Below are 10,313 nucleotides of genomic sequence, written 5' to 3'. Positions count from 1 at the left end.
AGGGGCCGGGCTCGTAGGCGCTGCTGGCCACGCCGGCCTGCGAGGCCTCCACCAGGCGGCGGTCCTGGTCGTTGGTGGCGTTCCACACGCGCGTGAGGTTGTCCACCGTGTAGTCCACGCCCTCCACGGCGTCACGGTGCACGCACCAGGTGGTGCGCACCAGCGTGCGCCCCGGGCTCAGCGGGATCACGGAGAAGCTCACCACGTGGTCGCTCATGAAGTGGTGCCAGGAGTTGGGCTGCGTCCAGAACGACAGCCCGCCCAGCGACTTGTCCTTGAACTCGCCCAGCAGCTTCTTGCACGCCACCTCGGTGCTCATGGTCTGGCTCTCGCCGGCGCGGTCCAGCGGCAGGCGCTGGGTACGGAAACCGGTGACGCGCGTGTCGAGCTCTTCCAGGCGCGCGCTGGGCAGGCCCATGGCTTCCCAGCGGGCGTGGCTGTCCTTGACGATCTGCTCGAAGCGCGCCAGGCCGTCGGCGTTTTGCGGGCCGGGCTGGTAGCCGAAGCCGTGCTCGTAGAGGGAGACGGTGAGCTCGGGATGGTTGCCCACGCAGTGGTAGCACTCGCGGTTGTTCTCCATCGTGAGCTTCCAGTTGCCCTCCTCGATGATCTCGACCTGCGCGGCCACCTTGCAGTCGTCGAGCCGGTGCGGCGCCAGGTACGGGCGCATGCGCTGGGCGACTTCCTCGAAGTCCGCCGGGGCCTCGTCGGCCAGGCAGATGAAGATCAGCCCTTCGAGGTTGCGCAGGTGCACCTTGTGCAGGCCATGCTGCTCGCGCACGAAGGCCTCGCCCATGTGGTCGGCGTGGATGAGCTTGCCTTCGAGGTCGTAGGTCCACTGGTGATACGGGCAGACGATGTTGCCCAGGCTGCCCTGGTGCTCCTCGCACAGCCGCGAGCCGCGATGGCGGCACACGTTGTGGAAGGCGCGCAGTTGCATGTCGTCGTCGCGCACGATCAGCACCGAGTCGTCGCCCACGTCCACCGTGATGTAGTCGCCGGCCTCGGGCACCTGCGGCGCCACGGCCACGAAGATCCAGTGGCGCCGGAAGATGTACTCCATGTCGGCCTGGAAGACCTCGTCGCTGCGGTAGAAGGGCGCCTCCAGGCTGTGGCCAGCGCGGCGGCGCTCCAGCAGATCGCGCAGCAGGGCGTCGGCGGCGCCGGCGCGGGGATGCAGGGTGACGGGTTGATGCTTGGTGGACATGACGGAGATCCTTGCAATGGCCTCACGGGAGCTGGGGGCTGGTCGGGCGCGGGGCCGGATACGGGCCTGCACCGATGGGGCTCTTCCCCGCGGCCTGCCTCGATTCCAGATGCCCTGGTGGCGCCCTGATGAGGCTCATTGTTTGGGGAGCCGGAACCAAAGCCTTGCGTGCTTCGGACGCGGATTTGTCAGGAACCGACATCAGCCCGGCCGGCTGCCGGGTGCTATCTCCGGCGCACTCTCCGTCTTGCGCGGGCCGGTGCTTCAAGGGCTCCCGGCCCGTTGCCGTAGCCAGTCGACAAAGCTGAGGACTTCGCCGCGCTGCGCATGTCGCACCGGGTAAACCAGGAAATGCGCCTGTACCGGCAAGGCCCAGCCTGGCTCGAAAACCGGGCGCAGCCGCCCTTTTTGCAGGTGCGGTTCACCGATGAACGTGCTCTCCAGCGCCACGCCCAGGCCCTGCACCGCGGCATCCAGCGTCATGAAGGCCCGGTCGAAACGGTAGGCGAAGGTGGCTGGCGAGTGGGCGATGCCGCGGCTGGTGAACCAGTCCGGCCACTGCACCACGCTCACCGTGGACTGGATCAGCGGCACCTGCAGCAGGTCCTCCGGCGTCTCAATGCGGTGGCGCCGCAGGAAGGCCGGGCTGGCCAGCGGCGTGATCTGCTCATTGAAGACCGGCTGCACCACCAGCTGCGGCCAGTTCGGTACGCCGTAGCGGATGTCAATGTCCACCTGTCCGGCAGTGAAGTCCGAGTGCTCCACCGATGAGGACAGTGACAACGAGATGTCGGGATGGGCACGCGCGAACTCCGCGAGCCGCGGCATCAGCCACAGCGTGGCGAAGCTGGGCGTGGAGTGCACGTGCAGCGTGTTGCTCACGCCCTTGCGCGCGCTGTCGGTGGCCGCGCTGATCGCGGCCAGCGCACCGGCCACCCGCTTCAGGTAGTCCTGCCCCGCCTGGGTGAGCTCGACGTTGCGCGCCGTGCGCTCAAACAGCCGCACGCCCAGGAATTCCTCCAGCTTGGCGATCTGGTGGCTCACCGCCGAAGGTGTCAGGAACAGCTCATTGGCCGCGACGGTGAAGTTCAGGCGCCGGGCCACGGCCTCGAAGGCCACGAGCGTGCTCAGGGGAGGGATGGAAGCGCGCATGGTCGTGTATCAGGTGAAACCCAAGCATGACGAAACATCAACCATGCTTGAAATCATATCGTTTGTATTCAACCAGGGCAGTTTCCAGAATTCGCTCCATCGCAGACCCCAACACCCCTTCAACGGAGACACGCATGCTGCTCGCGAACAAAGTTGCCCTCATTACCGGCGGTGCTGGCCTCAATGGCCTGGGCTTCGCCACCGCCCGCCTGATGGCCGAGCATGGCGCCCGTGTGGTTATCATGGACTTGGAGGCTGCCAACCCGGCCGCCGCCGCGGCGCAGCTGGGCGAGGGCCACCTCGGCGTGGTGGCCAGCGTTACCGACAAGGCGCAGGTGGAGCGCGCCGTGGCCCAGGCGCTGGAGAAGTTCGGCCGCATCGACGTCCTGGTCAACAACGCGGGCATCACCCAGCCGCGCAAGACCGTGGACATCACCGGCGCCGACTACGACGCCGTGCTGGACGTGAGCCTGCGCGGCACGCTGCTGGCGTCGCAGGCCGTGATCCCGGCCATGGAGCGCCAGGGCAGCGGCTCGATCATCTGCATATCCTCGGTGTCGGCGCAGCGTGGCGGCGGCATCCTGGGCGGCCCGCACTATTCGGCGGCCAAGGCCGGCGTGCTGGGGCTGGCGCGCGCCATGGCGCGTGAGCTGGCCGGCGCCGGCATCCGCGTCAACAGCATCACCCCGGGCCTGATCGGCACCGACATCATCAAGGGCAAGCTCGACGACGAGCGCAAGGCAGAGATTGCCGAGTCCATCCCGCTGGGCCGCCTGGGGCATCCCAAGGACATTGCCGGCGCGTGCGTCTTCCTCGCCAGCGATCTCTCCGCCTACTGCACCGGCGTCACGCTGGACGTCAACGGCGGCATGCTGATCCACTGATTTCAGCCGCTTCTGCGGGCATCCATGCGGGATGCCCGCCCCTTGCGCATCCTGACGACAGCCGCCCAGACGGCCAGCGTCGAGCTCACGCCAGCCAGGCGGAGATGGTGCCGCCGATGACAGCGAAGCATCGGCGTGTACCGGGCTTCAACGGCATGGCCTGAAGCATTTCTCACTACACAGGAGACAAGCAGATCATGGCGAATCCACGCCCTGTACTGTCGCGCCGTGCCGTTCTGGCCCGCGCCGCAGCGCTTCCGCTGTTCTCGATCGTCACGCGCCCGGCCGATGCGGCCGAGTTCGACCTCAAGTACGCCACCGGACAGGACCCCGCCCATCCGGTGAACGTGCGTGCCAAGGAGGCGTTTGCCCGCATCCGCGAGGCCACGTCGGGCCGCGTCAACATCAGGCACTTTCCGGCCAACCAGCTCGGCTCGGACACGGACCTGCTGGCGCAGGTTCGCAACGGCTCGGTCGAGCTCTTCAACCTGTCATCGCTGGTCCTTGCGACCTTCGTGCCCGTCTCGGGCATCACCAGCGTGGGTTTCGCCTTCAAGAACTACGACGATGTCTGGAAGGCGATGGATGGTGATCTTGGCAACCATATTCGTGCCGAGATCGCGAAGCGGCCCATCCTGACGGTCTCGAAGATCTGGGACAACGGTTTTCGCCACATCACCTCGTCCACGCGCGAGATCAAGTCCGCGGCGGATCTCAAGGGCTTCAAGGTGCGCGTGCCAGCCGCACCGTCGCTGACCTCCTTGTTCAAGGCCCTGGAGGCCGCGCCGTCGCCGATCAACTTCAACGAGGTCTACACCGCTTTGCAGACCAAGGTCGTGGAGGGCCAGGAAAACCCGCTGGCCATCATCTCCACCGCGCGGCTCTACGAGGTGCAGAAGAGCTGCAGCCTCACCGGGCATGTCTGGGATGGGTACTGGGTGCTGGCCAACAAGCGCATCTTCCAGCGGCTGCCTGAGGACATCCAGCAAATCATCTCCCGGGAACTCGACAGGTCCGCCAACGACCAGCGCGCCGATATCGCCAAGCTCAGCAGCAACCTGATTGCGGATCTCAAGGGCAAGGGCATCAGCTTTCCCAAGGTCTCGCAGGACGATTTCCGCGAGCACCTGGCCCGCACGCCTTTCTACGCCGAGTGGAAGGCCAAGTACGGCGCGACGGCCTGGGAGCTGCTGGAGCAGGTCTCCGGCAAGCTGGGCTGATGAGCAGCAAGACCTCATTGGAGGAACGCCATGGACATTCCAAGTGATACGCCCGGCATCGCCGGCTACGCTCAAGACACGGCCTGGCGCAAGCCGATCGGCTGGCTCGAACAGCTCAACAAGCTCATCGGCACGCTGGTCGAAATTCCGGCCGCGCTGCTGGTGCTGGCCGAAGTCGTCGTGCTGCTCATGGGCGTGACCAGCCGGTACGTTTTCCACCAGCCGCTGGTCTGGTCCGACGAACTGGCCTCGATCCTGTTCCTGTGGCTGGCCATGCTGGGATCGATCGTCGCGTTCCACCGTGGCCAGCACATGCGCATGACGGCGATCGTGGGCAAGCTCGAACCACGGCAACGGGCCTTCCTGGACCTCGTGGCGATTGCCGCGGCCATCGCCTTCCTGACCTTCGTCGTTCACCCCGCCTACGAGTTCGCGGTGGACGAGGTGTGGGTCGTCACGCCGGCCATGGGCATCGTGAACTCCTGGCGGGCCGCGGCATTGCCGGTTGGCCTTGGACTGATGCTGCTGATTGGCTTCATCCAGGTTTTCCGGGTCGGGCGCTTGCGTGACGCGATGCTGGCGGTGCTCCTGGTTGCGGCCGTCATTTGCGGCATGGCGCTGGCAGGGCCCGCCCTCAAGGAAATCGGCAACTGGAACCTGCTCATCTTCTTTGTGTTCGGCGTGGGCGCCATGGTGCTGCTCGGCCTGCCGATCGCCTTCTCGTTCGGTCTGGCCACGCTGGGCTATATCACGCTGACCACCAATACGCCGAGCATCGTGATCGTCGGGCGGATGGACGAAGGCATGAGCCACCTCATCCTGCTGGCCGTGCCGCTGTTCGTGCTGCTGGGCCTGCTCATCGAGATGACGGGCATCGCTCGCGCCATGGTCAACTTCCTGGCCAACCTGCTGGGGCACGTCAGGGGCGGCCTCTCCTACGTGCTGATCGGGGCGATGTACCTGGTCTCGGGCATCTCGGGATCGAAGGCGGCCGACATGGCGGCCGTTGCGCCCGCACTTTTTCCGGAAATGAAGAAGCGCGGCGCCAAGGAGGGCGATCTCGTGGCGCTGCTCTCCGCGACGGGTGCCCAGACCGAGACCATTCCGCCGTCACTGGTGCTGATCACGATCGGCTCGGCGACCGGCGTCTCGATCGCGGCACTGTTCACGGGCGGGCTGCTGCCCGGCGTGGTGCTGGCGCTGACACTAGGCGCACTGGTGTGGTGGCGCTATCGCCACGAGGATCTCTCAGGCGTGCGGCGCGCTTCCCGTGCCGAGATCGCCAGGTCCTTCCTGGTCGCCATTCCTGCGCTGGCGCTGCCCTTTGTCATCCGCGCAGCGGTGGTCGAGGGTGTCGCCACGGCGACCGAGGTGTCAACCATCGGCATCGTCTACGCCGTGATCGTCGGGCTTCTCGTGTACAGGCAGTTCGACTGGAAGCGGATCTATCCGATGCTCGTGGATACGGCGTCGCTTTCCGGGGCCATCCTCTTCATCATCGGCGCCGCCACCGGCATGGCCTGGGCGCTGACGCAGTCCGGGTTCTCGAACGAGCTTGCGGAAGCGATGAAGGCTCTGCCCGGCGGCGCCCCGACCTTCCTGGCGATCTCGGTCGTGGCCTTCATCATCCTGGGTTCCGTGCTCGAAGGCATCCCTGCCATCGTGCTGCTGGGCCCGCTGCTGTTCCCGATCGCAAAACAGGTCGGTATCCACGAGGTGCACTACGCGATGGTGGTGACCCTGGCGATGGGCATCGGCCTCTTCGCGCCGCCTTTCGGCGTGGGCTACTACGCGGCCTGTGCCATCAGCCGCATCCATCCGGACAAGGGCATGAAGCCGATCGTGGGCTACATGGTTGCGCTGTTCATCGGCGTGGTGATCGTGGCCGTGGTGCCCTGGATCTCGATCGGATTCCTCTGAACCTTCACGCCAGATTCCGAGCCGCGGCAGGCCCGCTGCCGCGCGTCCCTGGCGGATATCGACATCAACCTTCAGGCGTCGTTGTGCTGCATGCGCCAGCGCCTGGACCTTCCCGGACCGCTCACGCGGCCTGAATTCGAGACTTTCCCTTTGCAAGGAGACATTCATGTCTGACGTATCAAAGCTTCAGGAGTGCGCCTACCGCATCCGCCGCTACGCGCTGCGCATGGGCGAGGTGCAGGGCCAGGGCTACATCGGCCAGGCCCTGGGCTGGGCCGATGTGCTGGCCGTGGCCTACGGCCACGCCATGAGCTACCGTCCCGAAGACCCGAAGTGGGAAGGCCGCGACCGCTTCCTGCTCTCGCACGGCCACTACGCCATTGCCTTCTACGCCGCGCTGATCGAGGCCAAGATCATTCCCGAAGAGGAACTGGAAACCTACGGCAGCGACGACAGCCGCCTGCCCATGTCCGGCATGGCCACCTACACGCCCGGCATGGAAATGTCGGGTGGCTCCCTGGGCCAGGGCCTGCCCATCGCCGTGGGCATGGCGCTGGGCCTGCGTCTGAAGGGCAACCCGGCCTTCGTCTACAACTCCATGTCCGACGGCGAGCTCGACGAGGGCTCGACCTGGGAGGCGGCCATGGGTGCCGCGCACCACGGCCTCTCCAACCTCATCTGCCTGGTGGACATCAACAACCAGCAGGCCGACGGCCCCTCCGGCAAGGTGATGGGCTTCGAGCCGCTGGCCGACAAGTGGGCCTCCTTCGGTTGGCATGTGCAGCGCGTCAACGGCAACGATCTGCCGGCCGTCGTTGCCGCCTTCGATGCCGCGCGCAACCTCAAGGAGGCCAAGCCGCGCGTCATCCTGTTCGACACGCTCATGGGCAAGGGCGTGCCCTTCCTGGAAACGCGTGACAAGAACCACTTCATCCGCGTCGATCCGCCCGAGTGGCAGCAGGCCCTCTCGATCCTGGACCAGTCGCAAGCTTGAACTGAAGGAGACACCCCATGAGCACCACCACCGAAAAGAAGCCGCGCCTGACCACCTCGGCGATGATCGCCTCCATCGCCGGCGAGGGGCAGCGCGTCAAGGCCGCCCCCTTCGGCAAGGCGCTGGTCGAGCTGGCGCAGGAGCGCAAGGACATCGTCGGCCTCACCGCCGACCTGGCCAAGTACACCGATCTGCATCTGTTCGCGCAGGCCCAGCCGGAGCGCTTCTTCCAGATGGGCATGGCCGAGCAGCTGCTGATGGCCGCGGCCGGAGGCATGGCCAAGGAGGGCTTCGTGCCCTTCGCCACCACGTATGCCGTGTTCGGCACGCGCCGCGCCTATGACTTCGTGCACCAGGTGATCGCGGAAGAGAACCTGAATGTGAAGATGTGCTGCGCGCTGCCGGGCCTGACCACCGGCTACGGCCCCAGCCACCAGGCCACCGAGGACCTGGCGCTGATGCGCGGCATCCCGGGCCTGACCATCGTCGATCCTTGCGATGCGCTGGACACCGAGCAGGCCGTGCCGCAGATCGCCGCCCACCAGGGGCCGGTGTACATGCGGCTGCTGCGCGGCAACGTGCCGCTGGTGCTGGACGAGTATGACTACAAGTTCGAGCTGGGCAAGGCCAAGGTGCTGCGTGGCGGCCGTGACGTGCTGGTCATCTCCAGCGGCTTCATGACCATGCGCTCGCTGGAAGTGGCCGATCAGCTCAAGGCCGACAACGTGGACGTGGCGGTGCTGCACGTGCCCACCATCAAGCCGCTGGACGAGCAAACCATCCTGGCCGAGGTGGCGCGTCCGGGCCGGCTGGTGGTGGTGGCGGAGAACCACTCGGTGGTCGGCGGCCTGGGCGAGGCGGTGGCGGGCCTGCTGCTGCGTTCCGGCACAGTGCCGAAGGCCTTCCGCCAGGTGGCCCTGCCCGATGCGTTCTTGGACGCGGGCGCGCTGCCGACGCTGCATGAGCGCTACGGCATCTCCGCCAGCGCGATGAGCCAGCAGATCAAGTCCTGGCTGTGACGTTCACCGGGGGAAAGTCCTTCCCCCGGTGCCTTTTTTCAACCTCATGGTTGGCAAGCGGCTTGTGCGGTGCAGCGCCCTTGGGTTCACTGTGCAGGCCCTCCAGGAGACATCATGTTGATCGGAGTCCCGCTGGAGACGGCGGCCGGAGAAACGCGGGTGGCGGTCACGCCCGAGACCGCGAAGAAGCTCAAGAGCCAGGGCCACCAGCTCTTCGTGCAGTCCGGCGCCGGCCTCAAGGCCGCCGCCCCGGATGCAGCCTACGCCGCGGTGGGGGCGGAAATCGTCGATGCCCCGGCCGCCCTGGGCTGCGAGCTCGTGCTCAAGGCCCGGCCGCCCTCGGCCGAGGAGCTTGGCCTCATGAAGCCCGGCGCCACGCTGGTGGGCATGCTCAATCCGTTCGACCGCGAAGGGCTGGAGCGGCTGGCCGCCGCCGGGCTGACCAGCTTCGCGCTCGAAGCCGCCCCGCGCACCACGCGCGCGCAGAGCATGGACGTGCTCTCCAGCCAGGCCAACATCGCCGGCTACAAGGCCGTGATCATCGCGGCCGACCGCTACCAGAAGTTCTTTCCCATGCTCATGACGGCCGCGGGCACGGTGAAGGCCGCGCGCGTGGTGATCCTGGGCGTGGGCGTGGCGGGCTTGCAGGCCATTGCCACCGCCAAGCGGCTCGGCGCCGTGATCGAGGCCTCGGACGTGCGCCCCTCGGTGAAGGAACAGGTGGAGTCGCTGGGTGCCAAGTTCATCGACGTGCCCTACGAGACCGCCGAGGAGAAGGAAGCGGCGGAAGGGGTGGGCGGCTATGCGCGCCCGATGCCCGAGAGCTGGTTATCCCGCCAGCGCGCCGAAGTCGCCAAGCGCGTGGCGCAGGCGGACGTGGTGATCTCCACCGCGCTCATTCCCGGCCGCCCGGCGCCCAAGCTCGTCAGCGCGGAGATGGTGCAGTCCATGAAGCCCGGCTCGGTGATCGTGGACCTGGCGGCGGCCAACGGCGGCAACTGCGCGCTGACGGTGCCCGGGCAGACGGTGCTGCAGCACGGCGTGACGATCGTGGGCGAGACCAACCTGCCGGCCCTCGTGGCGGCAGACGCCTCGGCGCTGTACGCGCGCAACGTGCTGGACTTCCTCAAGCTCGTGCTGGCCAAGGATGCCGCGGCCGTGAACGTGCCCATGGATGACGACATCGTGGCCGCGTGCCTGATGACGCAAGGCGGACAGATCACCAGGAAGGGTTAAGCCGTGGAAATCTCGCACACCATCATCAACCTGATCATCTTCGTGCTGGCGATCTACGTGGGCTACCACGTGGTGTGGACCGTGACGCCGGCGCTGCACACGCCGCTGATGGCCGTCACCAACGCCATCTCGGCCATCGTCATCGTGGGCGCGATGCTGGCGGCAGCCCTCACTGAAACCGGCCTGGGCAAGAGCATGGGCGTGCTGGCCGTGGCGCTGGCCGCGGTCAACGTCTTCGGCGGCTTCCTGGTCACGCGCCGGATGCTGGAGATGTTCAGGAAGAAAGACCGGAAAGCGCCCGTCGCGGCGTCGGTTCAGCCGGCGCAGTAAGACGGACTTGCAGGTCGCCTCATGGACAAGATCGAGCAGCGCCACCTTGGCCTCTCGCTGTTTGCGGGGGTGATGCTTGCCCTGGCCCTTGGCATGGCAACGCACTGGAGCATGGGGCTGCTCCTGTTCCTTGCCTGGCTGGCCGTTCACGGACTCACCTGGGGATTCGCCGGGGCGATAGCGAAGCCTGATGACAGGCGCAAACCAGAATAGGAGACATCGTCATGAGCATGAACGTCGTCACGCTGCTGTACCTCATCGCCAGCGTGTGCTTCATCCAGGCCTTGAAGGGCCTGAGCCACCCCACCACGTCGATCCGCGGCAATGTCTTCGGCATGACGGGCATGGGCA

11 protein-coding genes are annotated in these 10,313 nt (G+C 66.6%); 9 read left to right on the top strand and 2 right to left on the bottom strand.

Annotated elements, in window-relative coordinates; genetic code table 11:
• Both HHL10_RS29440 and HHL10_RS29435 read right to left on the bottom strand, forming a co-directional pair.
• Nucleotides 1–1,207: aromatic ring-hydroxylating oxygenase subunit alpha (locus tag HHL10_RS29440; protein WP_169163994.1), on the bottom strand; the 1,207-nt coding region annotated here is incomplete at its 3' end.
• Between the two features lie 264 nt (nucleotides 1,208–1,471).
• Entirely contained in the window at nucleotides 1,472–2,359 is an 888-nt protein-coding gene (locus HHL10_RS29435) for a LysR substrate-binding domain-containing protein (RefSeq protein WP_169163993.1), read from the bottom strand.
• Nucleotides 2,360–2,493: 134 nt separating this feature from the next.
• On the opposite strand from HHL10_RS29435, the gene HHL10_RS29430 reads away from it, so the two are divergent.
• From HHL10_RS29430 to HHL10_RS29390, 9 genes are all read left to right on the top strand, one after another.
• Nucleotides 2,494–3,243, top strand: a complete 750-nt coding sequence (locus HHL10_RS29430; protein WP_169163992.1) for an SDR family NAD(P)-dependent oxidoreductase — start codon at nucleotides 2,494–2,496, stop codon at nucleotides 3,241–3,243.
• Between the two features lie 197 nt (nucleotides 3,244–3,440).
• Complete coding sequence (locus HHL10_RS29425) at nucleotides 3,441–4,463, top strand: TRAP transporter substrate-binding protein (RefSeq protein ID WP_169163991.1); 1,023 nt, start codon at nucleotides 3,441–3,443, stop codon at nucleotides 4,461–4,463.
• 30 nt (nucleotides 4,464–4,493) lie between these two features.
• Nucleotides 4,494–6,383 carry a TRAP transporter large permease gene (locus tag HHL10_RS29420; protein ID WP_169163990.1) on the top strand — a complete coding sequence of 630 codons (1,890 nt, stop codon included), beginning with the start codon at nucleotides 4,494–4,496 and terminating at the stop codon, nucleotides 6,381–6,383.
• A 166-nt stretch (nucleotides 6,384–6,549) separates the two neighbouring features.
• Nucleotides 6,550–7,377: a transketolase gene (locus HHL10_RS29415; RefSeq protein WP_169163989.1), complete on the top strand. Its 828-nt coding sequence runs from the start codon at nucleotides 6,550–6,552 to the stop codon at nucleotides 7,375–7,377.
• A 17-nt stretch (nucleotides 7,378–7,394) separates the two neighbouring features.
• A complete protein-coding gene (locus tag HHL10_RS29410; RefSeq protein WP_169163988.1) occupies nucleotides 7,395–8,396 on the top strand; it encodes a transketolase family protein in 1,002 nt (333 codons plus the stop codon).
• A 114-nt stretch (nucleotides 8,397–8,510) separates the two neighbouring features.
• Nucleotides 8,511–9,632 carry a Re/Si-specific NAD(P)(+) transhydrogenase subunit alpha gene (locus tag HHL10_RS29405; RefSeq protein WP_169163987.1) on the top strand — a complete coding sequence of 374 codons (1,122 nt, stop codon included), beginning with the start codon at nucleotides 8,511–8,513 and terminating at the stop codon, nucleotides 9,630–9,632.
• A 3-nt stretch (nucleotides 9,633–9,635) separates the two neighbouring features.
• Nucleotides 9,636–9,962: an NAD(P) transhydrogenase subunit alpha part 2 gene (locus tag HHL10_RS29400; RefSeq protein ID WP_169163986.1), complete on the top strand. Its 327-nt coding sequence runs from the start codon at nucleotides 9,636–9,638 to the stop codon at nucleotides 9,960–9,962.
• A gap of 21 nt (nucleotides 9,963–9,983) precedes the next feature.
• The gene (locus tag HHL10_RS29395; RefSeq protein WP_169163985.1) at nucleotides 9,984–10,175 is read left to right on the top strand and encodes a hypothetical protein; all 192 of its coding nucleotides are present in this window, start codon (nucleotides 9,984–9,986) and stop codon (nucleotides 10,173–10,175) included.
• Between the two features lie 11 nt (nucleotides 10,176–10,186).
• Nucleotides 10,187–10,313, top strand: a 127-nt coding sequence (locus tag HHL10_RS29390; protein ID WP_169162787.1) for an NAD(P)(+) transhydrogenase (Re/Si-specific) subunit beta, incomplete at its 3' end; no start/stop codon positions are given.

The organism is Azohydromonas caseinilytica (assembly GCF_012927045.1).
GTDB lineage: Bacteria > Pseudomonadota > Gammaproteobacteria > Burkholderiales > Burkholderiaceae_C > Azohydromonas > Azohydromonas caseinilytica.
Note: the sequence above shows the minus strand (reverse complement) of the source record. Positions and strands in the feature narration are given on the sequence as shown.

Coding starts and splice junctions, on each gene's coding strand:
- HHL10_RS29435 (WP_169163993.1), bottom strand. CDS start 2,359: ATGCGCGCTTCCATCCCTCCCCTGAGCACGCTCGTGGCCTTCGAGGCC.
- HHL10_RS29430 (WP_169163992.1), top strand. CDS start 2,494: ATGCTGCTCGCGAACAAAGTTGCCCTCATTACCGGCGGTGCTGGCCTC.
- HHL10_RS29425 (WP_169163991.1), top strand. CDS start 3,441: ATGGCGAATCCACGCCCTGTACTGTCGCGCCGTGCCGTTCTGGCCCGC.
- HHL10_RS29420 (WP_169163990.1), top strand. CDS start 4,494: ATGGACATTCCAAGTGATACGCCCGGCATCGCCGGCTACGCTCAAGAC.
- HHL10_RS29415 (WP_169163989.1), top strand. CDS start 6,550: ATGTCTGACGTATCAAAGCTTCAGGAGTGCGCCTACCGCATCCGCCGC.
- HHL10_RS29410 (WP_169163988.1), top strand. CDS start 7,395: ATGAGCACCACCACCGAAAAGAAGCCGCGCCTGACCACCTCGGCGATG.
- HHL10_RS29405 (WP_169163987.1), top strand. CDS start 8,511: ATGTTGATCGGAGTCCCGCTGGAGACGGCGGCCGGAGAAACGCGGGTG.
- HHL10_RS29395 (WP_169163985.1), top strand. CDS start 9,984: ATGGACAAGATCGAGCAGCGCCACCTTGGCCTCTCGCTGTTTGCGGGG.